25 protein-coding genes are annotated in these 25471 nt (G+C 70.1%); 15 read left to right on the forward strand and 10 right to left on the reverse strand.

What is annotated here, in order from left to right:
- Positions 1-62 precede the first annotated feature (62 nt).
- From ACFV7R_RS15105 to ACFV7R_RS15115, 3 genes are all read left to right on the forward strand, one after another.
- A complete protein-coding gene (locus tag ACFV7R_RS15105) occupies positions 63-947 on the forward strand; it encodes a septum formation family protein (protein WP_385263662.1) in 885 nt (294 codons plus the stop codon).
- 209 nt (positions 948-1156) lie between these two features.
- Complete coding sequence (locus ACFV7R_RS15110) at positions 1157-1441, forward strand: hypothetical protein (protein WP_385263663.1); 285 nt, start codon at positions 1157-1159, stop codon at positions 1439-1441.
- A 104-nt stretch (positions 1442-1545) separates the two neighbouring features.
- A complete protein-coding gene (locus ACFV7R_RS15115; protein ID WP_385263665.1) occupies positions 1546-4224 on the forward strand; it encodes an FG-GAP-like repeat-containing protein in 2679 nt (892 codons plus the stop codon).
- 47 nt (positions 4225-4271) lie between these two features.
- Here ACFV7R_RS15115 and ACFV7R_RS15120 read toward each other — a convergent pair whose 3' ends face one another.
- The 4 genes from ACFV7R_RS15120 to ACFV7R_RS15135 all read right to left on the reverse strand — a co-directional run bounded on the left by ACFV7R_RS15120 (position 4272) and on the right by ACFV7R_RS15135 (position 7705).
- Positions 4272-4667, reverse strand: a complete 396-nt coding sequence (locus tag ACFV7R_RS15120) for a hypothetical protein (protein ID WP_385263667.1) — start codon at positions 4665-4667, stop codon at positions 4272-4274.
- Between the two features lie 130 nt (positions 4668-4797).
- Positions 4798-5367, reverse strand: coding sequence for a hypothetical protein (locus ACFV7R_RS15125; RefSeq protein WP_385263668.1), 570 nt, complete (start codon positions 5365-5367; stop codon positions 4798-4800).
- A 76-nt stretch (positions 5368-5443) separates the two neighbouring features.
- Positions 5444-5968 carry a hypothetical protein gene (locus tag ACFV7R_RS15130; RefSeq protein WP_385263669.1) on the reverse strand — a complete coding sequence of 175 codons (525 nt, stop codon included), beginning with the start codon at positions 5966-5968 and terminating at the stop codon, positions 5444-5446.
- A gap of 81 nt (positions 5969-6049) precedes the next feature.
- Positions 6050-7705 carry a glycoside hydrolase family 20 protein gene (locus ACFV7R_RS15135; RefSeq protein ID WP_385263670.1) on the reverse strand — a complete coding sequence of 552 codons (1656 nt, stop codon included), beginning with the start codon at positions 7703-7705 and terminating at the stop codon, positions 6050-6052.
- Between the two features lie 166 nt (positions 7706-7871).
- Between ACFV7R_RS15135 and ACFV7R_RS15140 the strand changes: the two genes are divergently transcribed.
- The 8 genes from ACFV7R_RS15140 (at position 7872) to ACFV7R_RS15175 (ending at position 14053) form a co-directional block, all read left to right on the forward strand.
- The gene (locus tag ACFV7R_RS15140; protein WP_385263801.1) at positions 7872-8429 is read left to right on the forward strand and encodes a 2-oxo-4-hydroxy-4-carboxy-5-ureidoimidazoline decarboxylase; all 558 of its coding nucleotides are present in this window, start codon (positions 7872-7874) and stop codon (positions 8427-8429) included.
- Between the two features lie 179 nt (positions 8430-8608).
- A complete protein-coding gene (sdhC, locus tag ACFV7R_RS15145; RefSeq protein ID WP_129803666.1) occupies positions 8609-8989 on the forward strand; it encodes a succinate dehydrogenase, cytochrome b556 subunit in 381 nt (126 codons plus the stop codon).
- A gap of 5 nt (positions 8990-8994) precedes the next feature.
- Entirely contained in the window at positions 8995-9477 is a 483-nt protein-coding gene (locus ACFV7R_RS15150; RefSeq protein ID WP_224737944.1) for a succinate dehydrogenase hydrophobic membrane anchor subunit, read from the forward strand.
- A gap of 23 nt (positions 9478-9500) precedes the next feature.
- Positions 9501-11255 (forward strand): succinate dehydrogenase flavoprotein subunit, encoded by a 1755-nt coding sequence (sdhA, locus tag ACFV7R_RS15155; RefSeq protein WP_385263671.1) that lies wholly within the window; start codon positions 9501-9503, stop codon positions 11253-11255.
- Positions 11255-12016, forward strand: coding sequence for a succinate dehydrogenase iron-sulfur subunit (locus tag ACFV7R_RS15160; RefSeq protein ID WP_385263672.1), 762 nt, complete (start codon positions 11255-11257; stop codon positions 12014-12016). The genes sdhA and ACFV7R_RS15160 overlap by 1 nt, the downstream gene beginning before the upstream one ends.
- Before the next feature lie 139 nt (positions 12017-12155).
- Positions 12156-12566: a VOC family protein gene (locus ACFV7R_RS15165; RefSeq protein WP_385263673.1), complete on the forward strand. Its 411-nt coding sequence runs from the start codon at positions 12156-12158 to the stop codon at positions 12564-12566.
- A 23-nt stretch (positions 12567-12589) separates the two neighbouring features.
- Positions 12590-13348 carry a TetR/AcrR family transcriptional regulator gene (locus tag ACFV7R_RS15170; protein ID WP_385263674.1) on the forward strand — a complete coding sequence of 253 codons (759 nt, stop codon included), beginning with the start codon at positions 12590-12592 and terminating at the stop codon, positions 13346-13348.
- Between the two features lie 90 nt (positions 13349-13438).
- Positions 13439-14053, forward strand: coding sequence for a Uma2 family endonuclease (locus ACFV7R_RS15175; RefSeq protein ID WP_385263676.1), 615 nt, complete (start codon positions 13439-13441; stop codon positions 14051-14053).
- Here the strand turns inward: ACFV7R_RS15175 and ACFV7R_RS15180 are convergent.
- Positions 14046-16454, reverse strand: a complete 2409-nt coding sequence (locus ACFV7R_RS15180) for an MMPL family transporter (protein WP_385263803.1) — start codon at positions 16452-16454, stop codon at positions 14046-14048. The two genes, ACFV7R_RS15175 and ACFV7R_RS15180, sit on opposite strands and share 8 nt — an antisense overlap.
- 174 nt (positions 16455-16628) lie before the next feature.
- Here ACFV7R_RS15180 and ACFV7R_RS15185 point away from each other — a divergent pair, with 174 nt between their 5' ends.
- On the forward strand, positions 16629-17318 hold the full coding sequence (locus ACFV7R_RS15185) for a response regulator transcription factor (RefSeq protein WP_385263678.1): 690 nt from the start codon (positions 16629-16631) through the stop codon (positions 17316-17318).
- A complete protein-coding gene (locus ACFV7R_RS15190; protein WP_385263680.1) occupies positions 17315-18778 on the forward strand; it encodes an ATP-binding protein in 1464 nt (487 codons plus the stop codon). Before ACFV7R_RS15185 ends, ACFV7R_RS15190 begins: the two co-directional genes overlap by 4 nt.
- Before the next feature lie 32 nt (positions 18779-18810).
- On the opposite strand, the gene ACFV7R_RS15195 is transcribed toward ACFV7R_RS15190, so the two are convergent.
- Both ACFV7R_RS15195 and ACFV7R_RS15200 read right to left on the reverse strand, forming a co-directional pair.
- Positions 18811-20079, reverse strand: a complete 1269-nt coding sequence (locus ACFV7R_RS15195; protein ID WP_385263682.1) for a metallophosphoesterase — start codon at positions 20077-20079, stop codon at positions 18811-18813.
- Between the two features lie 34 nt (positions 20080-20113).
- Positions 20114-20353 (reverse strand): SCO4848 family membrane protein, encoded by a 240-nt coding sequence (locus ACFV7R_RS15200; protein WP_129799148.1) that lies wholly within the window; start codon positions 20351-20353, stop codon positions 20114-20116.
- Between the two features lie 91 nt (positions 20354-20444).
- Between ACFV7R_RS15200 and ACFV7R_RS15205 the strand changes: the two genes are divergently transcribed.
- Entirely contained in the window at positions 20445-21743 is a 1299-nt protein-coding gene (locus ACFV7R_RS15205) for a D-alanyl-D-alanine carboxypeptidase family protein (protein ID WP_385263684.1), read from the forward strand.
- On the opposite strand, the gene ACFV7R_RS15210 is transcribed toward ACFV7R_RS15205, so the two are convergent.
- The gene (locus ACFV7R_RS15210; RefSeq protein WP_385263686.1) at positions 21697-22608 is read right to left on the reverse strand and encodes a YihY/virulence factor BrkB family protein; all 912 of its coding nucleotides are present in this window, start codon (positions 22606-22608) and stop codon (positions 21697-21699) included. The two genes, ACFV7R_RS15205 and ACFV7R_RS15210, sit on opposite strands and share 47 nt — an antisense overlap.
- A 135-nt stretch (positions 22609-22743) precedes the next feature.
- Here ACFV7R_RS15210 and ACFV7R_RS15215 point away from each other — a divergent pair, with 135 nt between their 5' ends.
- The gene (locus ACFV7R_RS15215; RefSeq protein WP_385263688.1) at positions 22744-23496 is read left to right on the forward strand and encodes a decaprenylphospho-beta-D-erythro-pentofuranosid-2-ulose 2-reductase; all 753 of its coding nucleotides are present in this window, start codon (positions 22744-22746) and stop codon (positions 23494-23496) included.
- A gap of 30 nt (positions 23497-23526) precedes the next feature.
- Here ACFV7R_RS15215 and ACFV7R_RS15220 read toward each other — a convergent pair whose 3' ends face one another.
- Both ACFV7R_RS15220 and trpS read right to left on the reverse strand, forming a co-directional pair.
- Positions 23527-24105, reverse strand: coding sequence for a 2'-5' RNA ligase family protein (locus ACFV7R_RS15220; protein ID WP_129799152.1), 579 nt, complete (start codon positions 24103-24105; stop codon positions 23527-23529).
- Between the two features lie 250 nt (positions 24106-24355).
- Entirely contained in the window at positions 24356-25369 is a 1014-nt protein-coding gene (gene trpS / locus ACFV7R_RS15225) for a tryptophan--tRNA ligase (protein WP_385263690.1), read from the reverse strand.
- Between the last annotated feature and the right edge of the window lie 102 nt (positions 25370-25471).

Raw genomic sequence — 25471 nt, forward strand, 5'->3', positions numbered from 1 at the left:
AGGAGTGGCATACGATGCGCACGCCGCCCCTCATAAAGTTCTCATAAGAGGATGTACACGTCATGGCAATCCGTACCCCATACCGTCCCCTTCGTGGCATATCTGCCGTCGTCGCCCTGCTCGCGATCGGCGCGGTGGGGTGCTCGGATGTCTCGGATGCCGTGGACAGCGCCAAGGACGGCGCGAAGAAGGTGGCCCGCCAGCGATCGGTGTTCTCGCTGAGCATCGGAGACTGCTACAACCCGAACGGCAAGGTCGAGGGCGATACGTTCGCCGTCGAGATCGTGCCCTGCGGCGAGGCGCACGCGGGTCAGGTCGTCGGCGAATTCGACATCGACGAAGAGAAGACATACCCCGGCGACGACGCGGTCTCGGCGATCGCCGACGAGCGGTGCCCGGTCGAGGCGGGGAAGTCCGCCCCGGACACCTGGGCGCTCCCCAAGGGGGTCGACCTCTTCTACTACACCCCGACCAAGGAGAGTTGGGCAACGGGTGACCGCGCCGTGACCTGCACCTACACCAAGGAATCGGGCAAGTTCACCGGCTCACTGAAGGCCGACCTGAAGCCCGAACAGACCGCCTACCTGAAGGGTGCGAACGCCGTCTACGACGCTCTGTGGGCGAACCAGTCCGAAGAGGATTACGTCGAGGACGACCTGGACGGCTACAAGGCGCAGGCCAAAGCCGTCACGGCCGCCCTCGACGCGCACCTCGAGGGCCTGCAGGACATCGAGGGCACGGAGGTCGGCAAGCTCCGCGAGCAGCTGGAGAAGACCGCCGAGCAATGGAAGAAGGCCGCGAACGCCACCGACGCCGACGCGTTCTACATCGCCTACGACCCGGCCTTCACCGGCCTCGACCCGAACAAGACGGTCGCCGCCCGCAAGGAACTGGGACTGGCCACCACCGTCCCGGCCGACGATGCGGAGGTCTGGGCGGCGACCTGACGCCCTTCGGACCAGTGGGGCCGCGTCCGCCAAGGACCCGGCCCCGCCTCCTCATTGGCCGGCCGGTGTTCTCGTCCGGCCTGGCCTCCTTCAGCGGCTGGCCGCGGTCGGTGTAGGTGAACGCGGTGATCTGCTGCTTGCCGACGGTCGACGAGCTGCGTTGGTGATCTTGTTGATCTGTCGCGGACGTCGTAGTACCGACCGCCTCGGTGACATACGAGGTCAACGGCGAGGGCACAGCCAACCTCACGTATCAGGCGCACAGCGAGGCCGGGGAGGCCGTCGTCGCCAAGAGCATCGAGCTGGCCTGGAAGAAGACGATCGAGGTGCCGCTCGACAGGGCGCCCGTCGTGACCATCACGCTCGGCGAACAGGGCGGGCAGGCCCGCTGCACCCTTGCCGTCCGTGGGGAGCACGTCCAGACCGCCACCGCCTTCGGGAAGTTCGGCCGCGCGACCTGCCAGGGGGAGTTCGCGGCACCGACGTCACAGTGACACTTCGCCGGGACCGTGCGCTGTACAAGTGCCGCCTGTGTGACAGGCGAGGCCAATGAGCTTCTTTTCTAGGGGTGGGACATTTGAGTCCGCGTAGGACCCGTGTGTACAAACCGCTGAGCCTTCGGCGAAGAGCATGGCTGACCATCGGAGCCGTACTCGTCGGCGGTGCGGGCGCCGTCACATATGCCGTCGCGGATCAGCCCGCGCCGACCGACGGCAAGGGGGCGGCACGCAAGCCGTCCGTGCACACGCTGAAGCTGAAGGACGAGGGCAGGGGCCGCAAGGGCCTGGACCGACGGGACACGGACCGGTTCAGCGCCGTCGTGCTGACCTGGGACGACCCGGAGGCGGCGGCCAAGGGCAAGCCCCAGGTGCGGACTCGGGACATCGAGACCGGCAAGTGGTCGGCGTGGCAGACGGTGGCGCTGGAGCCGAGCCAGGCCGACGGCGCCGAGGCGGAGCGCGCCGCCGCCCGCGGTGGCACCGAGTCACTGTGGACCGGCGACTCCGACGGCATCGAGGTCCGCCTCGTGAACGGCGACGGCACCGAGGCGACCGGACAGCCGACCGGCATGGACGTCAAGCTGCTCGACCCGGGCACCGACCCGGAGGGCATCGGCACCAACGCCGCCGGCGCCGACGGGATGGAGCCCGCCGCGTTCGTCGCGGAGACCAGCGCCCCGGTCACCGAATCGCCGACGGCCACGGACACGCCCACGCCGACCGATACGCCGACCGACACCGCGACACCGACGCCGACGGACACGCCCACGGCCACGGTCACGGACACCTCCTCCCCGACGGCGTCCCCCACGCCCACCCCGACCTCCACGGTCCCCGCTCCCCGGCCCTCGACCGTCGTCAAGCCGCCGATCATCACGCAGGCCCAGTGGGGTGCGTCGACGGACTACAACGGCACGCCGAGCTACGGCACCGACATCAAGGCCGCCGTCGTCCACCACACCGGCGTGGACAACGACAACACCCTCTCCTGCGCCGAGAGCGCGGCCCGGATGCGGACGATCCAGCAGGCGCACCTGGCCCAGGAATGGTTCGACGTCGGCTACAACTTCATCGTCGACAAGTGCGGCCAGATCTTCGAGGGCCGCAGCGGCGGCATGGACCTGCCGGTGATCGGCGCGCACGACGCCGGCTTCAACACCGACACGCTCGGCATCTCGTACATCGGCAACTTCGAGACCGCCAAGCCGAGCCGCGCCGCGCTCGACGCGATCGCGCGGATCATCGCCTGGAAGTTCGGGATGTACGGCATCGACCCGACGACCAGCGTCACGCTGACCTCCCGCGCGGACAAGGGGTACAGCGGCAACAACGTGCCGCTGGGCCAGCAGATCACCCTGCCGCGCGTCTTCGGGCACAAGGACACCAACGCCACGGCCTGCCCCGGCGCCAACCTGTACCCCAAGCTGGGCCTGATCCGCGCCCTCGCCAAGACCCCGGGCATCTCGCACGCCCTGGCCACCTCGGACTACAACCGGGACGGCGTCAGCGACCTCGTCGCCGGTACGCCGAAGGCCAACCGGGTCACCGTGATCCCCGGCGGCATCGACGGCCCCGTCACGGCGTCGCGCATCGGCCTCACCCAGAGCAGCGCCGGCGTCCCTGACTCCTCCGAGGCCGGTGACTCCTTCGGCGCCTCGACCGCGTGGGGCGACTACAACGGCGACGGCCACGCCGACCTCGCGATCGGCTCCCCCGGCGAGGACGACACCAGCGGCAACACCGACCGAGGCCAGGTCACGGTGATGTACGGCCCCACGCTCACCAAGGGCTTCTCGTACACCACGTCCGGCACGGTCACAGCCGCCGGCGCCAAGCTCGGCTCCACCGTCACGGTCGGCGACTTCAACGCCGACGGCAAGGCGGACGTCTTCTCGGCGGGCACCGGCAAGGGCGGCAACTGGCACGTGCGGCTGTCCGGCGGCGCCACCGCCTCCGGCACGCTGACCAGTGCCACGGGTTCGCTCGCCTACCTCGACGCCGCGAGCGGCGACTTCAACCGGGACGGCCACGCGGACGTCGCCCTCAACTACCGGGACACCGCGGGCATCGGGCGTGTGGTCCGGTTCGCGGGCTCCGCGACCGGTCTGACCAAGGCCGGCGTCATCTCCGTCAAGGGCGGCCGTTCCATCGCCGCGGGCGACATCAACGCCAACGGCTACGACGACATCGTCATCGGCCAGGCGGTCGCCGCCGAGTCCGGCGCCATCTCCGGCGGCCAGGTCACCATGCTGCTCGGCACGTCGACCGGCTTCACCACCACCGGCATGAAGGTCATCCACCAGGACACCGCCGGTGTCCCCGGCGGCAACGAGTCCGGCGACGCCCTCGGCATCTCCGTCTCCATCGGCGACTACAACGCGGACGGCTACCCGGACGTCCTCGCCGGCGCCAAGAACGAGGACCTCACCCGCAGCGGAGTGAACCAGGTCAACGCGGGCAACGCGCTCCTGATCAAGGGCAGCTCGACCGGCCTCACCGGCTCCGGCGCGCTCGCGATCTCCCAGGACACCACCGGCGTCCCCGGCTCGACCGAGTCCAACGACGGGTTCGGCTCAGCCGTCTCGCTCACCGACCTGTCCGGATACGGGCGCGCCGACCTGACGTTCGGCGCCTCGGGCGAGGACGGCGGCGACGGCATCCTGATGCACCTGCCGAGCAACAGCACGGGCCTCGGCTACACGCAGACGGTCATCTTCAGCAAGTCCGCCCTGGGCACGCCCACGGACGGCATGCTGGGCCAGACGCTGACGCCGTAGCCACGGATCCGACGGCCGGGGCCCGCACTGCACAGGGACCCCGGCCGTCACTGCCCCGTCGTACCGAGCGTCGCGTCCCGGCAGAGCAGCCGCAGCGAACCGTCGCCCGCGAAGCAGCGGCGGGCCTCGTCGACCGGGTCCCAGAGGCGGCCGTCGGGGGTGCGGACCCAGTGGTCGCCCCCGGTCGCCCACCACTCGGCGCCGGTCTGACGGACGATCACCTCACCCGCGTACGCGCCCAGGCCGCGCAGCACGTTCTCCACGGCGGCGTACGGCGTTTCCTCCCGGCGCAGTTCGTCGATCAGCCGGTCGACGCGCCACAGGCTCTGCGCCGAGTAGTCGAGGTGCAGCCGCGCCCCCTCGCGCAGCGTCGCCACCGCGTCCGCCGCCCAGCGCACCGGCTTCGTCGCAGCTGAGGGCCTGGTTTCCTGCTCTGTCGTCACAGTCGTCACACTCCGAAGAGCGCGGCGGGGCGAGGATTCGTCACACGTATCCGGCGGGTTCCCGTGACCGGCGCAGGACCGCCCCAACGCCACCCCAGGACGGTCACAGGATTCTTTCCGGCAACCCGGTTTACACCTGACGCGCCCGGCGCGACACGACCGCCCGCAGCACCCGCCGCCCCTCCGTGGAGACCTCCAGCGCCCGGCGCAATCCGCCCGAGCCGTGCTCGGCGAGCAGTTCCAGGACGGTGATCTGGCGGCGCAGTTCGGCGGCGACGAGCGGCGACATGCCCTCCGTACGGCCCGCGCGGCGGGAGTCGACCGAGTCCGCGCCGTCCTCTGCGGGGTCGAGGAGGCGGTGGATCTGCAGGGAGGCGACCGAGCAACCGTCGGCCCACACCCGCGCCTCTGCGGCCGACCGGACGCCCGGGGCGGCGGCCAGCATCCGCCGGACCAGCAACGCGGCCTCGTCCTCGAGGTACTCGGCGTCCATGACGTCCGCGACGCCCAGCTGTGCGCGCGTCTTGTCCAGCAGAGCGCCCCACTCGCCCGTTTCCGCGCCGTCCGCGAGGTTCGCCCACAGCGGGCGCAGCACCTCGTCGTCACCGCCCAACAAGGGCACACACCGATCCAAACAAGCCAGCCCACTGGCGACCAGTCCGCGTTCGTCGGCCTGCGCGATCAGTTCCACCAGGCTCATCCACGCCTCCTGCTCCGGGGCGCCATCCCTTACGGAGCCCGCACTTCCCCTTACTGCGCGCAGCGCCGCCGCAGTGTCACAGGGGTACCACGCCGAGCCGGTCGAGGAAGCGGAAGAACAGGTTTTCGGCCAGGGGGTCCCGCGGGAGCAAGGCCGGGTCGGGGTCGGTGGTCAGGACGTCGAGCAGCGGCTCGGCGGGCACGGTGTGACCGGCCTCCGCCGCCCAGGCGACGGCCCGTTCGGCGGCGTCGCGCGGTTCGAGGAAGTAGTCCTCCAGCGTCAGCCCCTCACGGTCCGCGCCGAGGTACCCGGCCATCGCTGCCCGCGCCAGACAGGCCGTCCACGCCCCGCTCTGCAGTGCCGCCGCCTCCACGACCACGCAGGCGCTGTCCATGACGTATCCGAAGAGGGCGGGCGCCCCGGTCTCGGCGGCCAGCGCGTTCATGCTGCCCACGTCACCGTCGCCGCCGGCGTACTCCCACACCTGCCAGCCACCCGGCGCCGACTCCCGCAGCTCACCGCCCGGCACCCCCGACAGCGCGGCCAGCTCCGCGAGCGGCCGCTCGTCGCGTCCCACGACGAAGTATCCCCAGTAGCCCATGTCCGTTCCCCCGGCGTTTCGACTCGGCCCTGTGGGCCGAATACACCACAACCCCGGGGAACTTCGCAGCCCTTCGCGCCTTCAGCCGAGCCGGTCGGCCAGTTTGCTGAACTCTGCCCAGGAAAGCTCGGGTTGGTCCGGATCCCACAGCTTCTGGACCGTCGCCCGCAGCGGCATCCGGATGCCGGCGGCCACCTGGGCCTGCGTCTGGGAGTTCGCGAGGTCGCACCACACCGCGAAGGAGCCGCCGAGGATCTGGGCGTCGTACTGCGCCGGAACCGCCTGGGTACCGCGCAGCACGCGCGGCGTCCACTGCTCGTAGATCCGCTGCCCCGTCGGATAGACGAAGGTCTGCGGCTGCCCGAGGACGTAGTACAGGAACTCGTCGTTGTAGTTGATGACCTCGCGGCCCGCCCTCAGATACTCGACCGGGATGCGCGCGCCGATCTCCTTGCCCGTCCAGTACGCGACCTTGATGTCCCTGGCGGGCTGCACGGTCGTACCGGCATAGAACCCGTCGTTCCAGGCGCGCGGGGTGCGGCCGTGGGCGCGGACGGTGGCGGCGCGGTCGTTGAGCCAGCCGGTGGCGAGGTCGGCGACGGTCGCGCCGGGGCCGTACTTCTCCCGCGCGGCGGCCGCGAGCTGCGGGTACGAGGCCTGCGGGTCGGAGACCGTCAGCGCCCGGTACTCGTCACCGCCGACGTGCCACTGCCCGCCGGGGAAGAGGCCGGCGTACTCGTCGATCAGCTCGTCGACGATCTCGGCGGCGGCCGGCTTGGAGATGTCCACCGCACCGCGCGCCGCCACACCCTGCGCGTTGCGCAACTGCAGATCGGGATGGGCTGCGATGACCGCGCCCAGGTGCCCCGGCGAGTCGATCTCGGGCACGACCGTGATGTGCCGGCTCTCCGCGAGGTCGACGATCCTGCCGACCTCCGCCTTGGTCAGGTGCTCCTCGGACACGATCTCCGGATGCTTGTCGGACTCGATACGGAAGCCCTGGTCGTCGGAGAAGTGCAGGCCCAGCTGGTTGAACTTCAGGTCGCCCAGCTCCCGCACCCGGTCCTCGATCCAGTCGGCGGTGAAGTGCTTGCGGGCGATGTCCAGCATCAGCCCGCGCTGCGCCTTGGCCGGCTGGTCGCGCACGATGCCCTCCGGCGCCGTGCCGCCGCCGTGCACGGTCTGCTTCAGCGTGCGGGTGCCGTAGAAGACGCCCGCGTCGGCAGGCCCGCTGATCGTCACCCGCCCGCCGCGCACGGTCATGGCGTACGACTCCGGGTCCGCACCCCCCTCGCCGCCGAGCGCCAGCCGTACGTCCCCGGCGCGCACGTCATCCTTCTCACCGCCGTACGACAGCCCCAGCTCACCGGCGATCAGCCGCCCCTCGTCGGCCAGGTCCGCATCGCTCACCACCACGCGGTACCCCCGCGCCGGGCGCCATCCGGGGCCGCGCCCCGGAGTGTGGTCGCGGACGGCGGGGATCGTGCGCGGGGCCGTGGACAGGGGGTACGAGCGGGTGGGCGACGGGGTCGGCGCGGCCGCGGCATCGGGGTCGGAGGCCGTCGGAGCGGTGGTGTCCGCGGGCCGGGTCGCCGAACCGGCCGGACCGCCGCCGCCCTCCATGGCCCACACGCCCAGGCTCAGCCCGACCGCGATCACGCCGGCGACGGCCGCCGTGATCAGCACCCGCCTCCGCTTCACCTTCGTCGCCGGTGCCCGGCGCCTGCGCTGACTCACTCCGCCAACCTAAGGCGTCGAGCGTCCACCGCGCGCTTCCAAACTCTGCCGTTGGGGTGAAATTCGCGCATCCATCGGACAGTCCCTGACCACTCTCGATAACGTGACGACACGCCTCTCACAAGATCCCCTGCCGACACACACGTGACGCCCACAAGGACCCACGCTGCCTGCGCACCGTCTCCCAGACCTCCCCGGCCAAGCCGCTTTACCGGAACAGACCCGCGGCGCCCCTGCCCCGCTGGACCTGTTCAACACGGCCCCCGCCGAGGCGGTGCAGCGCATCCTCCTCGCCTGCCTGCGCAGCCCCCACTGGGCCCACCGCCTCACCGCCCACCGCCCCTACCCCGACCTGGACGCCCTGCTCGCCGCATCCGACGAGGCGGCGTACGACCTGACACCGGGGGACCTGGCGGAGGCGCTGACGGCGGAAGCCCTGCCCGATTTGCCCGAGGGCGCGTACTCCGCCGCCCACACGGCACTGAGCGCGGCCCAGGCGGCATACGAGTCCCGATTCGGACACGCGTTCGTCATCTACGTGGACGACCTCCCCCCGGACGAGGCCCTCGATCAGGTCCTGACATCGATCCGGTCACGATTGACGAACGATCCGGAGGAGGAACGGGTCGTAGCGGCGGAAGAGCTGCGACGCCTGGCAAGAGGGCGCTTGGTGAACGCCCTCAGGGGCGTGACCAGCCCAAACGGAGCCGTACCCGGCACATAACGGCACACCCCACCACGAATAGCCCGTTCGACTGCCACGTTGATCACATCCGCAGGCCCACCGTAAGCGCCACAGGCAACCGTCGCTACGATGCTGGGGGCCGGTGGACCGTACCCGGCCGGGCCCGTCCGACCAACGAAGCCGGCAGGCCCCAATCCCCGCTCCCGGAGGGTTCTTCCGTGCCGGCTGGAACGCTGTACCGCGGCCGGGAAGGAATGTGGTCCTGGGTGGCTCACCGAGTCACCGGCGTCCTCATCTTCTTCTTCCTGTTCGTACACGTGCTGGACACCGCACTCGTCCGCGTCTCCCCCGAGGCGTACGACGAGGTCGTGGCAACGTACAAGACGCCGATCGTCGCCGTGCTGGAGTACGGCCTCGTCGCCGCCATCCTCTTCCACGCGCTCAACGGCCTGCGTGTCATCGCCGTCGACTTCTGGTCGAAGGGCCCGCGCTACCAGAAGCAGATGCTCTGGACGGTCGTGGGCATCTGGGTCGTGCTGATGCTCGGGGCGATCTACCCCGTCCTCGGCCACGCCGCTCGTGAAGTGTTCGGGAGCTGACGCCAATGTCCACGACTGAGAAGACCGCTTCCGGGATCGGCCCCGTCGAGGGCGGCTCCGTCTACACGGTCGACAACCCCGCACCGCTCATCGAGCCCCCGCGCAAGCGCACCAAGAAGACCCCGAAGACCACGCGCGGCAACTTCGAGATGGCCGCCTGGCTCTTCATGCGCCTGTCCGGCATCGTCCTGGTCGTCCTGGTCATCGGCCACCTGCTGATCCAGCTCGTGCTGGACGGCGGCGTCTCCAAGATCGGCTTCGCCTTCGTGGCCGGCCGCTGGGCGTCGCCGTTCTGGCAGGTCTGGGACCTGCTGATGCTGTGGCTGGCGATGCTGCACGGCGCCAACGGTCTGCGCACGATCATCAACGACTACGCGGAGCGCGCGAACACGCGCCTGTGGCTGAAGGGCCTGCTGTACACCGCAACGGTGTTCACCATCCTGCTGGGCACGCTGGTGATCTTCACCTTCGACCCGAACATCCGCTAGGCACGGGGCTGAGGTATCCACTCATGAAGATCCACAAGTACGACACCGTCATCGTCGGCGCCGGCGGCGCGGGCATGCGCGCCGCCATCGAGTCGACGAAGCGCAGCCGCACCGCCGTGCTGACCAAGCTCTACCCCACCCGCTCCCACACGGGCGCCGCGCAGGGCGGCATGGCCGCCGCGCTGGCCAACGTGGAGGAGGACAACTGGGAGTGGCACACCTTCGACACGGTCAAGGGCGGTGACTACCTGGTCGACCAGGACGCCGCCGAGATCTTGGCGAAGGAGGCCATCGACTCGGTCCTCGACCTGGAGAAGATGGGCCTGCCGTTCAACCGCACCCCGAACGGCACCATCGACCAGCGCCGCTTCGGCGGTCACTCCCGCAACCACGGCGAGGCCCCGGTCCGCCGCTCCTGCTACGCGGCCGACCGCACCGGCCACATGATCCTCCAGACGCTGTACCAGAACTGCGTCAAGGAGGGCGTGGAGTTCTTCAACGAGTTCTACGTCCTGGACCAGCTGATCACCGAGGTCGACGGCATCAAGAAGTCGGCCGGTGTGGTGGCGTACGAACTCGCCACCGGCGAGATCCATGTCTTCCAGGCGAAGGCCGTGATCTACGCGTCCGGCGGCTGCGGCAAGTTCTTCAAGGTGACGTCGAACGCGCACACGCTGACCGGTGACGGCCAGGCCGCGGTCTACCGCCGGGGTCTGCCGCTGGAGGACATGGAGTTCTTCCAGTTCCACCCGACCGGCATCTGGCGCATGGGCATCCTGCTGACGGAGGGCGCCCGTGGTGAGGGCGGCATCCTCCGCAACAAGGACGGCGAGCGCTTCATGGAGAAGTACGCGCCGGTGATGAAGGACCTCGCGTCGCGAGACGTGGTGTCGCGCTCGATCTACACCGAGATCCGTGAGGGCCGCGGCTGCGGTCCCGAGGGCGACCACGTCTACCTGGACCTGACCCACCTGCCGCCGGAGCAGCTGGACGCCAAGCTGCCCGACATCACCGAGTTCGCGCGGACGTACCTCGGTATCGAGCCGTACACGGATCCGATCCCGATCCAGCCGACGGCGCACTACGCGATGGGCGGCATCCCGACCAACGTCGAGGGCGAGGTCCTCGCCGACAACACCACCGTCGTCCCGGGCCTGTACGCGGCCGGTGAGGTGGCGTGCGTGTCCGTCCACGGCGCGAACCGTCTCGGCACGAACTCCCTGCTGGACATCAACGTGTTCGGCAAGCGGGCCGGCATCGCGGCGGCGGAGTACTCGCAGACGGCGGACTTCGTCGAGCTCCCGGAGAACCCGGAGTCGCTGGTCGTCGAGCAGATCGAGCGCCTGCGCACGTCCACGGGCACCGAGCGCGTGGCGACTCTCCGCCGCGAGCTGCAGGAGACCATGGACGCCAACGTCATGGTGTTCCGCACCGAGCAGACGATCAAGACGGCGGTGGAGAAGATCGCCGAGCTGCGCGAGCGCTACAAGAACGTGGCGATCCAGGACAAGGGCAAGCGGTTCAACACGGACCTGCTGGAGGCCATCGAGCTGGGCAACCTGCTCGACCTGGCCGAGGTCATGGCGGTCTCCGCGCTGGCCCGCAAGGAGTCCCGCGGCGGCCACTACCGCGAGGACTACCCGAACCGGGACGACGTCAACTTCATGCGCCACACCATGGCGTACCGCGAGGTCGGCGCAGACGGCACCGAGTCCGTCCGTCTCGACTACAAGCCGGTCGTCCAGACCCGCTACCAGCCGATGGAGCGTAAGTACTGATGGCAACTCCCGTTCTGGACAAGGCCGAGGCGGAGTCCGCGGCCTCCCCTTACATCACGGTCACGTTCCGGGTCCGCCGCTTCAACCCGGAGGTCTCGGCGGAGGCCACCTGGGAAGACTTCCAGCTGGAGATCGACCCGAAGGAGCGCGTCCTCGACGGCCTCCACAAGATCAAGTGGGACCTCGACGGCACGCTCACCTTCCGCCGCTCCTGCGCGCACGGCATCTGTGGCTCGGACGCGATGCGGATCAACGGCAAGAACCGCCTCGCGTGCAAGACCCTGATCAAGGACATCAACCCCGAGAAGCCGATCACGATCGAGCCCATAAAGGGCCTGACGGTCCTGAAGGACCTGGTCGTGGACATGGAGCCGTTCTTCCAGGCGTACCGGGACGTGATGCCCTTCCTGATCACGAAGGACACGAACGAGCCGACGCGTGAGCGTCTGCAGTCGGCGGAGGACCGCGAGCGCTTCGACGACACCACGAAGTGCATCCTGTGCGCCGCGTGCACCTCCTCGTGCCCGGTCTTCTGGAACGACGGCCAGTACTTCGGCCCGGCGGCCATCGTCAACGCGCACCGCTTCATCTTCGACTCGCGTGACGAGGCCGGCGAGCAGCGCCTGGAGATCCTCAACGACCGCGACGGCGTCTGGCGCTGCCGCACGACCTTCAACTGCACGGACGCCTGCCCGCGCGGCATCGAGGTCACCAAGGCGATCCAGGAAGTGAAGAGGGCGCTGATCACCCGGCGCTTCTGACCTTCCGTCAGCACAACGAGGGCTCCCCGTCCGGTACGCCGGGCCGGGAGCCCTCGGCCTCACCTCAACGGGTGATCACATGGTCGGCCCGCGGTCCGGTGTCCCTGGCCGGGCTTCGGCGTGCCCCTAACCTGAGGGCATGTCAGATGACCAGTCGTACGAGCTGCTCGGTTTCGACAACGTACTGCTGCCCGTCGGAGACCTCGACGAGGCCGTGCGGTGGTACGAGCGGGCCGGGTTCGCGACGGACTTCCGGCTCGACGAGGCCGGGATCGCACTGCTGAAGGTCGGAGGTGAGACGCCCGGGATTCTGCTGCGGCGGGAGGAGGAGTTCGGGCACCGTCCGCCGCCCTGGCCGTCGCCGCGGGTGTGGCTCGAGGTGCCGGACGCGCGCACGGCGGCCCAGGCCCTGACCGAGGCCGGCATCTCCCTCCTGGACGCCCCCTCCCCCGTGGCCACCGGCTGGACCGTCGAGATCGCCGATCCGTGGGGGAACGTCCTCGGCTTCACGGACTACAGCAAGCGGCCGGAGCTGGGGCGGAGGCCCTGAATCCCACTGGCTAGGCTCTCTTCGTGCCCGCGAAGAACGACAGTCCCGCGCCGAGCGACCACCCCGAGGGGGGCGGTACGCCGACCAAGTCCGAGCAGACACGTGCGCTGATCCTGGAGACGGCGATGCGGCTGTTCCGGGAGCGCGGGTACGACAAGACCACCATGCGGGCCATCGCACAGGAGGCCGGGGTCTCCGTCGGCAACGCGTACTACTACTTCGCCGGCAAGGAACACCTCATCCAGGGCTTCTACGACCGGATCGCCGCCGAGCACCAGGCGGCGGTCCGCGACGTCCTGGACCGGGAGACCGACCTGGAGGCGCGCCTCGCGGGCGTCCTGAAGGCGTGGCTGGACGTCGCGACGCCGTACCACGAGTTCGCGGTGCAGTTCTTCAAGAACGCCGCCGACCCCGACAGCCCGCTCAGCCCGTTCTCGCCGGAGTCGGAGCACGCGCGCGTGGAGGCGATCAGCGTGCACCGGGAGGTGCTGGCCGGGTCCAGGGCGAAGGTGCCGGAGGAACTGCGGGACGTCCTTCCCGAGTTGATGTGGCTGGCTCAGATGGGCCTGTGCCTGTACTGGATCTTCGACCGGACCGAGGGACGCGAGCGCAGTTACCGACTGGCCGAGCGGGGGGCCCGGCTCACCGCGCGCGGGGTGAGTCTGGCGCGGTTCCGGGTGCTGCGGCCGCTGGTGCTGGAGGTGCACGAGTTGTTCACGGACTTTCTGCCGGGGATGACGAAGGTGCTGCCGGATCCGGGACGTGGGGGCCGGACCGGGTGATCACTTTCGGGTGAACGAGCCGGAACGGGACGGAGCGCCTGCGGCCTGCCTACGATGATGCTCTCGACACCAGCCCCTAGGAGGCACGCGATGTCCGCTGCATCCGTCGAGCAGCCCTTCGACGACGAGCCGTTCTCACTCACGGCCATCGCCGACGAGATCATGGAGCGCCATCCGGGCTACCGCGTCGAGATCATCGAAGGCCATCTCCTCGTGACCCCATCACCGGATGCCCCCCACGCCCGAGCCCTGACCAGCCTCATGGTGCCCTTCATCGCCGCTGGACTGCACGGCGAGGAAACCGAGGTGCTCCAGAACGTCGGGCTCTGGCTGCCCACCGGGGCCGAGGACTACGCCATCCCCGACCTCGTGGTGGTGGACGCCGACATCGACGATCACTTCGTCGAGAACAATGCGTACGACCCGGTCTGCTTCCGCCTCGTTCTGGAGGTCACGTCCAGCAACTGGCGGGACGACCTGAAGACCAAGGTCACCGCCTACGCCGAGGCCAAGGTTCCCGTCTACCTCGTCGTCGACCGCAAGCATCAGCGCCTCCACGTCCTGACCGAGCCGACCGGGAGCGAGTACGCGAACCACCGCGTTCACGCTCCCGGCGAGACAGTCACGTTGCCCGAGACGATCGGTGCCGAGGTCACCCTCGATGTGAAGCAGATCATCAAGGCCGGGCAGAAGAAGGCTAATTGACCGCGTCCACCTCCCCCTCGGCGAGTTCCACGTCGTAAACCAACGGCCCCTCACCGACCACCACATGCCCCGCCCGCGAGGCATACGACGACGCCGTCGCCGCCAGCAGATAAGTCCCCGGCCCCGGCACCGCAACGATGTACGAGCCGTCCGCCAGCGACGTCACGCGGTCCAGTTGACGCCCGCCGCGCGACAGCAGCGTGACCGCCGCACCCTCCACCGGCTCACCGTCCGCCGTACGGACGAAGCCGTGGACCACCGAAGCCGGACCGTCCGCCCCCGCAGGAGACTCCTCCGCCTCCTCCCGCGGCTCCACCGCCAGATGCGGCAACCGCTTCTCCAGCCCCGCCGGCAGCCACCAGTTCGCGTTCCCCAGCAGATGCATCGCCGCCGGCACCAGTGCCGTACGCAGGATGAACGCGTCCAGGGCGACCGCCGCCGCCAAGCCGATGCCCGCCATCGCGCCCTCTATGTCGCCGCTGAGGACGAAGGCGGAGAAGACGCAGATCATGATCAGAGCGGCGCAGTTGATGACCCTGCTGGTCTCCGCTAGCCCCACCCGCACCGCGCGCGCGTTGTCCTTGGTGTGCACCCACTCCTCGTGCATCCGGCTCACCAGGAACACCTGGTAGTCCATCGAGAGCCCGAAGAGCAGGGACAGCATGATGACCGGCAGGAACGCCGTGATCGGGCCCTCCTTGCCGATGCCGAGCAGCTCGGTCCCCCAGCCCCACTGGAAGATCGCCACCAGGACCCCGAAGGACGCGGCCGCCGCGACCAGGTTCATGATCGCAGCGGTCAGCGGGACCACCAGCGAGCGGAAGGCGACCAGCAACAGCAGGAAGCCCAGCGCGATGATCGTCGCGATGAAGTACGGCAGCCGGTCGCCCGTCACCGACGCGAAGTCCTTGAAGACCGCCGTCACGCCACCCACGTGGGCCTCGACGTCCGCCGCCGGGATCACGTCCTCGCGCAGCACGTCGATCAGCCGGTCCGTCTCCTCCGACTGGGGTGACGTCGTCGGCACCACCTGGATCACGGAGATGCCGTTCGCGGGCGGGGCCGCGGCGACCTGGGCCACGCCCTCGGCCGACTCGATACCGGACACCAGCGCGTCGGGCGCCGGGCCCTCCACCACCACCTGCAACGGCCCGTTGAAGCCGGGGCCGAAACCTTCCGCCAGCAGGTCGTACGCCTGGCGGGTGGTCGTTGTCTCCTCGTGGTTGCCCTGGTCGGTGGCGCCGAGGCGGATGGACAGGACGGGGATCGCGAGGACCACCATGACGACGAGGGCGAGCGCCGCGACCGGGCGTGGGCGCTTCTGGACGTACGACGACCAGCGCGCCGCCAGACCGCTCGCCTCCTCCGGCTCCGGTCCCGCCTGGGTCAGCCGGCGCCGCTGCCGACGGCTGAGCACCCGCATGCCCAGCAGGCCCAGCAGCGCGGGCAGCAGCGTGACGGCCGCCAGCACGCTGAACACCACGGTCAGCGAGGTCGCGATGACGACACCGTCCAGGAAGCGCAGGTTCATCACCAGCATGCCGGCCAGCGCGATGCAGACCGTGCCGCCGGCGAACAGCACCGCACGCCCTGAGGTGTTGAGGGCGGTCACGCCGGCCTCCTCCGGCTGCATGCCGCGCAGGATGCCGCGCCGGTGCCGGGTGACGATGAACAGGGCGTAGTCGATGCCGACGCCGAGGCCGATCAACGAGCCGAGCAGCGGGGCGACGTCGGGCACGTTCGTGGCATGGCTGAGCAGCATCGTGCTGAGCATGCCGGTGCCCACACCGGCGATCGCCACGACGATCGGCAGCAGCATCGCGAACAGCGAGCCGAAGGCCAGGAACAGGACGATCGCCGCCGCCACGATGCCCACCAGCTCTGCGGTGCCGGTGGGCGGCTCCTGGATGCGGGCGATCGCCTGGCCGCCCAGCTCCACCTGCAGACCGTCGCGTTCGGCCGCCTGTGCGGTGTCGACGACGTCCTCGATCAGCTCCTTGGGGATGGCGTTCGCCTGCTCGGTGAAGGTGATCTGGGCGTACGCGATCCGCTCGTCCCTGCTGATCTGCGCCGCGCCCTGCGCACCGGCGTACGGGTCGGTGACCTCGCCGACCCCCTCCAGCCGTCCGATCTCCTCGAGTGCGGGCTCGATCCGGGACCGTACGTCCTCGTCCCGTACCGAGCCCTCCTCGGCCTTCCACACCACCGTGTCGGTGTCGCCGGCACTCTGCGGGAAGGCCTTCTCCATCAGGTCGTACGCCCTCTTGGAGTCCGTGTTCGGGAGGGAGAAGACGTTCGCGTAGTCCGTGCCCGCCGTCGAGGCCGAAAAGCCCAGGCCGAACAGCGCCCCCACCCACAGCAACAGGACCACCAGCCGGTGCCGGAAGCACCACCGTGCCAATGTCGCCACGCTCAAGCTCCTTCATCGAAGGGTCGGTTGATCGGTTGGTCCCCCAGGTCCTGCGCACCAGGATCGGCGGCGCCGCGCGCGCGTGAACACGACCGGCCCATGACTCTCAACGAACTCCAAAGCGAAGGCGGCACGGTTGTCAGTGCCCGCGCCGATACTGGGGGCATGACGACGGCTCCCGGCACCGTGCTGGTCGTGGAGGACGAGGTGAGCATCGCCGACGTCCTCGCGATCGCCCTGCGCTACCACCGTTTCGAGGTCATGACCGCGGGCACCGTCCGCGAGGCGCTCACCCTCGCCGAGCGCACCCGCCCCGACGCGGCGCTGCTCGACGTGATGCTCCCGGACGGCGACGGCCGCGCCCTCGGCCGTGAACTGCGCGAGCGGCGCCCTGACCTGGCGCTGGTGTTCCTCACCGCGCGCGACTCGCCCGCCGAGATCGTCGGCGCCCTCGGCTTCGGCGACGACTACATCACCAAGCCGTTCAACATCGACGAGGTCGTCGCCCGGGTCACCGCGGTGCTGCGCCGCACCCGCCCCGCCGACGTGCTGCCTCAGCGGCCCCCGCTGCGGTACGGCGACCTGGAGCTGGACGAGACGACGTACTCGGTGCGCCGCGCCGGCCGCACGGTCGAGCTGACCCCCACCGAGTACGCCCTGCTGCGCTTCCTGGTGCGCAACGGCGGCCGGATCGTGCCCAAGGAGCAACTCCTGCGCCATGTCTGGCAGTACGAGCACGTCCCGCTGGAGTCGACGGTCGTCGAGACCTACATCAGTTATCTGCGGCGCAAGCTGGACGCGCTGGGACCGCCGGTGATCACCACCCGGCGGGGCGTCGGGTACGGGCTGGCATGAGGCCGTACAAAGGCCGCTGCGGACACAGCCTGCACTCGCTGCGCGGCAAGCTGACGCTGGCGAACGTGGTGCTGCTGGCGCTCTCCATCGTCGTGGCGACCGCCGTGAGCCTGATGGGCATGCGGATCTACCTGCTGGACACCGTGGACCGCGAGCTGATGACGTCCCGCACCTCGATCGGCGACGCCCCGCTCACCTTCGAGCAGGTCGACTCGCTGACCGCGCTGTTCGCCCTCAGTGAAAAGATGGCTCCCGACTCCTCCGGCGGCGACGCCGACTCGCTCGTGCAGGGCTCCGTCTTCGCGGCCGTCGACAAGTCCGGGCGTCCCCTGACCATAGGCGGTTTCGCGCCGACCGACACCCAGCGCGCGCTGGCCGCCGCGGTGAAGGAACCCGCGGTCCTCGTGGCCGACACCGAGCCCCACGACCTCCAGGTCCAGGGCGACCACTACCGCGTCACCGCCGGCCGGCTCGCCGACGGCACCACCGTCCTGCTCGCCACCTCGACCGAGGCCGTCCACCAGATCCTCAGCAGGGCCCTCAAGCTCGACCTCGCCGTCGGCACCCTGCTGCTGGCCCTGCTGGCCTGCCTCACGATGTTCAGCGTGCGCCGCCGGATGCAGCCCCTGGAGGACATGGTCGAGACGTCGACGGCGATCGCCGAGGGCGACCTGACCCGGCGCGTGCCGTCCAGCCGCGAGGCCACCCTGGAGGTGGAGCAGCTCCGCCTCGCCCTCAACTCGATGCTCCATCAGGTCGAGTCGGCGTACCGCACGCGTGAACGCAGCGCCGCCCAGCTGCGCCGCTTCGTCGCCGACGCCTCGCACGAACTGCGCACCCCGCTGTCCGCGATACGCGGCTACCTCCAGCTGTACGACAAGGGCATGCTGCGCGACCCGGCGGACCGCAAGCGGGCCTGGGAGCGGGTGATGGCGGAGGCGGACCGCATGGGCCGGCTCGTCGACGAACTGCTCATCCTCGCCCGCCTCGACCAGCAGCCCGAACTGCGCTTCCACCATGTCGACCTGAGCCGGCTGGTGCGGGAGGCGGCTCAGGACCTGCGTGTGCAGCAGCCCGAACGGCCCATCACGGTCGGTGCCGACGGCTCCCTGCTGGTGCACGCCGACGAGTCCGGGCTGCGTCAGATACTCGGCAACCTCCTGGGCAACGTCCGTATCCACACACCCGCCGACGTGCCGGTGCGGCTCGGCGTGGAGCGCTCCGACGGGGTGGTACGGCTGTGCGTCGCCGACGAGGGGCCGGGCCTCGACACGGAGGACGCCGCCCGCATATTCGACCGCTTCTTCCGCGCGGGAGGCGGCGCGGGCAGCGGGCTGGGCATGGCGATCGTGCAGGGGGTGGTCCAGGCGCACGGGGGCGAGGTGACGGTGCGTACGGCGCCGGGCGAGGGGCTGGCGGTGACGGTGACCCTGCCGGCCCGGACGGCTGCGCCCGTGTAGGGCTCAGATCCGCCGCCGCTCCCTTCGCCCTGTCACCGGGGCGAGGCCAGCTCGATCACCGTGATGTCGGAGGGTGCGCCGACGCGCGTGGGCGGTCCCCAGGCGCCCGCTCCGCGGCTGACGTACAGCTGGGTGTCGCCGTAGCGATCCAGTCCCGCGAGGGTCGGGTTCGCGGCCGCCGCAAGGAGGTTGCCGGGCCAGAGCTGGCCGCCGTGGGTGTGGCCGGAGAGCTGGAGGTCGACGCCGTGCTCGACGGCGTCGTGGATCTGCACGGGCTGGTGGGCCAGGAGCACGCACGCGCGTGCCGTGTCCCGGTCGCCGAGGGCCTTGGCGAAGTCCGGACCGTTGCCCTCCTCCTCGCCGGCCACGTCGTTGACCCCCGCGAGGTCGAAGTGGGGCAGCTCCGTACGGGCGTTCTCCAGGGGGCGCAGGCCGAGTCTCCGCACCTCCTCCACCCACTGCTCGGCGCCGGAGAAGTACTCGTGGTTGCCGGTGACGAAGTAGGCGCCGTGGCGGGCCGTCAGCTGGGCGAGGGGCGCGGCCGCGGGCCCCAGGTCCTTCACACTGCCGTCGACGAGGTCGCCGACGACCGCGATGAGGTCGGGCTGCGTCGAGTTGATCGTGTCCACGACCTTCTGGGCGAAGCCCCGGCCGAGGACCGGGCCCAGATGGATGTCGCTGACCACCGCGATCCGGAAACCGTGCGCCGCGCGCGGGAGTTTGGCCAGCGGGACGGTGACGCGTTTCACACCCGGCCCGTTCAGGACGCCGTACGTGCCGGTTCCGACGGTTCCGACGGCCGCCGCGGCGGCGGCGCCGGCGACGACCCGGGAGACGAACAGACGGCGGGAGGGAGCGGGGGTGGGGGTGGGGGTGGGGGTGGGGTCCGGAGGCTGCGGGGGGTCGGTGGCCTCCGGCTGCGCGGCGGCGCCCGCCGTGATGGGTTCCGGCTGCGGTATGCCGGCCACGGCCGACGCCCGCTCGCGGTCCCGGCGTTCGAGGAAGCGGCGGAGCAGCGGTCGTACGACCTCACCCACGAGCAGGGCCAGCAGCAGGTAGATGGACAGTGCCAGCCACATGAATCCCGGCCAGGCGAGGGTGCGCTGGAGCCAGAACGGGGCGCCCGTGCGTTCGGCGACGAGCGCGCCGATGGCGAGCACCCAGCCACCGGCGACCAGTACCGCGCCCGCCCGGCGCACCGGGCCCGGGCTCTGCGTCGTGTCGCGGAACAGGCGGCGCCACAGATACCAGTTCGCCACCACGAGGACACTCACGACGACGAGCAGAAAGACGATCACCATGCTGTTGCTTCTCTCTTCGACCGGGTGCCGGTTGCTATGACGTACGGCGCAGTGCGCGCAGTCCGCGCAACCCGATGGCCCCGACGACCGTCCCCAATACGAAGGAGACGACGGCGAGCGTCAGATGCACCCAGAAGTACGCCGTCGGGTCTCCGTCGTCGAACGCGAGCCCGCTGCTGTCCTTGATCAGGTTCTTGACGAAAGTGACCCAGATGACCCAGCTCCACACCCCGAAGGCGAGCAGGAACCAGGAGATCGGGCGGCTGAGTTTCATACGTTCAGTATCGCCGCCGGATGTCCGGTTCCGTTCCCGGGGTGGGGAGGGGAGCGGGACTTCCCGGACCCGGGCATGTACGTTCTCGCTCGTGCCCGCACCCAAGAAGACCGCCAGGCGATCCCTACTGCTCGCATCCGCAACCCTGTTGACCGTTTCCCTGACCGCGCCCGCGGCTCTCGCGGCGCCGCGCCCGTCACCCAGTTCCACGGCGAGCCCGTCGGCCACTCCCCCGGCGAACATGTCGACCGTGGGCGGCGAGCGGCTCGGCCGGCCAGGCACGCAGGTGAACCTCGCCGACGGGATCCCGGTACTGCCCAAGGACGTCAGCGCCCGTTCCTGGATCGTCGCCGACGCCGAGTCCGGCGAGGTGCTCGCCGCGCACAACGCGCACTGGCGGCTGGCCCCGGCGAGCACCCTGAAGATGCTGTTCGCCGACACGGTGCTGCCCAGGTTCCCCAAGACGATGAAGCACAAGGTCGCCGTCTCCGACCTGGCGGGCATCGGCGCCGGCTCCAGCATGGTCGGGATAAAGGAGAACGAGACCTACACGGTCCACGACCTGTGGCTCGGCGTCTTCCTGCGCTCCGGCAACGACGCGGTGCACGTCCTGTCCGCGATGAACAAGGGCGTCGACAACACCGTCAAGGAGATGAACGAGCACGCCGAGGAGCTCCAGGCCCTCGACACGCACGTGGTCAGCCCCGACGGCTACGACGCCCCCGGCCAGGTCTCCTCCGCGTACGACCTGACGCTGATCGCCCGTTCCGGGATGCAGAAGAAGGACTTCCGCGAGTACGCCGCGACGGCGACCGCGAAGTTCCCGGGCGAGACGGCGAAGAACAAGAAGGGCAAGCCCGTCCGCAAGTCCTTCGAGATACAGAACACCAACCGGCTGCTGACCGGCGACTACGGCCTCTCCCAGTACCGGGGCATCGCGGGCGTCAAGAACGGCAACACCACCAACGCGGGAGCCACCTTCACCGGCGTCGCCGAGCGAGACGGCAGGGTGCTGCTCGTCACGGTCATGAATCCGCAGAACGACGAGCACAACGAGGTCTACAAGGAGACCGCGCGGCTGTTCGACTGGGGTTTCAAGGCGGCCGGGAAGGTGGAGCCGGTCGGTGAGCTGGTGCCGCCGAAGGGCGCCGCGCAGGCCGGCGCCGATCCCGGTGCGACCGCTTCCGGCGAGGCGGGCCAGGCCGGTGGCGCGGGTACCTCCGGCGGCGGCTCGGCCAAGCCCGTGGCGAGCGCCAGGACCGAGGGCGGGTCCAGCGGCATCGGGGTCGCGCTCGCGATCAGCGGTGGGCTGCTGGTGCTGCTCGCGGGCGGGGCGTTCCTGGTCAATCGCCGCTGGCCGCTGCCGGATCTGGTGCGTCGCCGCCGGTGACCTCGGCCTTCTCGGCCTCCTTGCTCTGCGTCGCCGTCCAGGCGGCGCAGAACAGCACCAGCTTCGACGTGAAGTTGATCCACAGCAGCAGGGCGACGGGGACGCCGAACGCGCCGTACATGCTCTTCGCGGCCACGCCCTGCATATAACCGCTCAGCAGCAGCTTCAGCAGCTCGAAGCCGATCGCGCCGATCAACGCGCCCACGATCAGCCGGCGCCGGGACGGTTCGACGCCCGGCAGCAGCGTGAGCACGTACAGCAGGACCAGGAAGTCGGCCAGTACGGCGACGGCGAACGCGGCGATACGCAGCAGAAGGCTGCCCCAGCCGTGCTCGTCCAGGCCCAGCTGGCGGGCGCTCCAGGTGACGGCGGCCGAGCCGACGGTGGACGCGGCGAGGGTGACCAGCAGCGCGCCGCCGAGACCGATCAGGACACCCGCGTCCTTGGCCTTGACCAGAACGGGGTTCTCCTCGCTGTCCGGCAGCTCCCACACCGCCCGCAGACAGTCGCGCATCGAGCCGACCCAGCTGATGCCGGTGAACAGCAGCAGGGCACCGGCGATGAGACCGATGGTGCCGGCGTTGTCGACCAGGGCGCCGATGTTCAGCTGCTCGGAGATGCCGGGGACCTGCTGGGCGATCTTGTCCTGCAGCTCCTGCTGCTGCTCGGCGCTGAGCGTGGCGGCGCCGATCGCGGCACCCACGGTGAGCAGCGGAAACAGCGCGACAAAGCTGGTGAACGTCATCGCCGCGGCCAGCCGCGTCCACTTCACGCGGTCCAGCCGCTCGTACGACCGCCACACGTGCGTGGCCATCAGGCGGGCGGCCGCGGGGCCGACGACGGGGAGCTTCTTCAGCCAGTCCATGAACCGACCCTGCCCTTCGTGACGCCCCCATTAATCAGCCATTCCGGGGAGGCAAGGGATGTTTCATAACTCTTGCCACATACAGGGCGCTACGGTCGCCGCAATGTCCGGCCCTCCACAAGGAGCGTGATCGTCGTGAAGGACACCGACGGCCTCCCCCAGTCCCTCCTCGTCCTCGGCGGTACGTCCGAGATCGCGCTGGCCACCGCCCGGCGCCTGATCGCCCGCCGCGCCCGCACGGTGTGGCTGGCCGGACGCCCCTCACCCGCCCTCGAACAGGCCGCCGAGAATCTCCGCACCCTGGGCGCCGACGTGCGCACGACCGCCTTCGACGCGCTCGACCCCGAGTCCCACGAAACGGTGCTCGGCAAGGTCTTCGCCGAGGGCGGCATCGACATGGTGCTGCTCGCGTTCGGGACGCTCGGCGACCAGGCGCACGACGAGCGCGAGCCGGTGAGCGCCGTGCGCGTCGCGCAGACCAACTACACGGGAGCCGTGTCGGCGGGCCTGGTCTGCGCCCGTGCGTTGCAGGCCCAGGGCCACGGCTCGCTCGTCGTGCTGTCCTCGGTGGCCGGCGAGCGCGCCCGCCGCGCCGACTTCATCTACGGTTCCAGCAAGGCCGGCCTGGACGCCTTCGCCCAGGGCCTGGGCGACGCGCTGTACGGCACGGGCGTGCACGTGATGGTCGTACGCCCCGGGGTCGTACGACCGAGGACCGCCGGACCGGCTCAGGCCCCGTTCACGACCACCCCGGAGGCGGTCGCGACGGCGATCGAGCTGGGTCTGCGCCGACGTTCGGAGACGGTGTGGGTACCGGGGGCGCTGCGCCTGCTCATGTCGGCGCTGAGGCACACCCCGCGCGCGGTGTTCCGGCGACTGCCGATCTAGAGCGGTCGGTATGTATCGGCCGGCCGGCTTTCACCGACTCGGAATGGTGCCCCGCTCCACAGGCCCCGCCTGCGGCGGCACGACCGCGCTCCCGAAGGTGAACTCGCGCAGCTTGCGCCACACCCCGTCGGGGCCCTGCTCGTAGAGGGCGAAGCCGACGCAGGCCCACTCCGCCCGGTAGTCGGCAAGCTCCTCGTAGGCGCGGTCCATGGCCTCGTCGTCGATGCCGTGGGCCACGGTGACATGCGGGTGATAGGGGAACTGCAGGTCGCGCGCCAACGGCCCCGATGTGTCACGCACCCGCTTCTGCAGCCGGGCGCAGGCCTCGGCACCGTCGACCACCTGCACGAACACGACCGGCGAGAGGGGCCGGAAGGTGCCGGTGCCGGACAGCCGCATCGCGAAGGGGCGCCCGGCGGCCGCGACCTCCGCGAGGTGCGCCTGGATCGCGGGCAGCTCCGAGGCCTCGACCTCCGTCGGTGGCAGCAGGGTGACGTGCGTGGGGATGCCGTGAGCCGCGGCGTCGCCGAAGCCCGCGCGCCGCTGCTGGAGCAGGCTGCCGTGCGGCTCCGGGACCGCGATCGACACACCGATCGTTACGGTCCCCACGTCTTCTCCTGTCGTCGTGTTGGTGCGTCCCGTGCGGGGCGGGTGGCCGCGAGTGCGGCTGCCCGGTTATCGACTGTACGGCCACGGCTGCGCCCTGGGCAGGCGTGGTCATAGTGATGTGCAGCGCTGTGCGGGGCCGCGCGCCAAGAGCCGGACCGGGTCGGATCCTGTCCGGATCCGTGCTCGGTTCGATGCTCTCCGCGGCGCGCGGCCGGTTGCTCGGCTCGGTCGCTCGGCTCGGTTGCTCGGCTCAGTGTTTGGCCGGGAGGAAGCCCACCCTGTCGTAGGCCTGCGCCAGCGTCTCCGCGGCGACGGCGCGCGCCTTCTCCGCGCCCTTGGCCAGGACCGAGTCGAGCGTCTCCGGGTCGTCCAGGTACTGGTTGGTCCGCTCCCGGAACGGCGTCACGAACTCGACCATGACGTCGGCGAGGTCGGTCTTGAGCGCACCGTAGCCCTTGCCGGCGTACCTCTCCTCCAGTTCCCCGATTCCGGCCCCGGTGAGGGTCGAGTAGATGGAGAGGAGGTTGCTGACGCCCGGCTTGTTCTCCGGGTCGAAGCGGATCACGGTGTCCGTGTCGGTGACGGCGCTCTTGACCTTCTTGGCGGTGGTCCTGGGCTCGTCGAGAAGGTTGACGAGGCCCTTCGGCGTGGACGCCGACTTGCTCATCTTGATCGACGGCTCCTGAAGGTCGTAGATCTTCGCCGTCTCCTTGAGGATGTACGGCTTCGGGACCGTGAAGGTCTCGCCGAAGCGGCCGTTGAAGCGCTCGGCGAGGTCGCGGGTGAGCTCGATGTGCTGGCGCTGGTCCTCGCCGACCGGGACCTCGTTGGCCTGGTAGAGCAGGATGTCCGCGACCTGCAGGACCGGGTACGTGAACAGGCCGACGGATGCCCGGTCCGCGCCCTGCCTGGCGGACTTGTCCTTGAACTGGGTCATGCGGGACGCCTCGCCGAAGCCGGTGAGGCAGTTCATGATCCAGGCGAGCTGGGCGTGCTCGGGGACATGGCTCTGGACGAAGAGCGTGCAGCGCTCCGGGTCCAGCCCGGCGGCGAGGAGCTGGGCGGCGGCGAGGCGGGTGTTGGCCCGCAGCTCCTTCGGGTCCTGCGGAACCGTGATCGCGTGCAGGTCGACGACCATGTAGAACGCGTCGTGGGTCTCCTGCAGGGCCACCCACTGGCGGACGGCGCCGAGGTAGTTGCCGAGGTGGAACGAGCCTGCGGTGGGCTGGATTCCGGAGAGCACGCGGGGTCGGTCAGAAGCCATGCTCCCCATTCTCTCAGGTCTCGCGGACCGGTCCGGAACCGATGCGAAACAGGTGGGAACCGATTCGGCTTCCGTGGTGTACCAAGAGTGTGAGGACGCGGG

This window comes from Streptomyces sp. NPDC059866, from assembly GCF_042731325.1.
In the GTDB taxonomy this organism is placed as follows: Bacteria; Actinomycetota; Actinomycetes; order Streptomycetales; family Streptomycetaceae; genus Streptomyces; species Streptomyces flavusporus.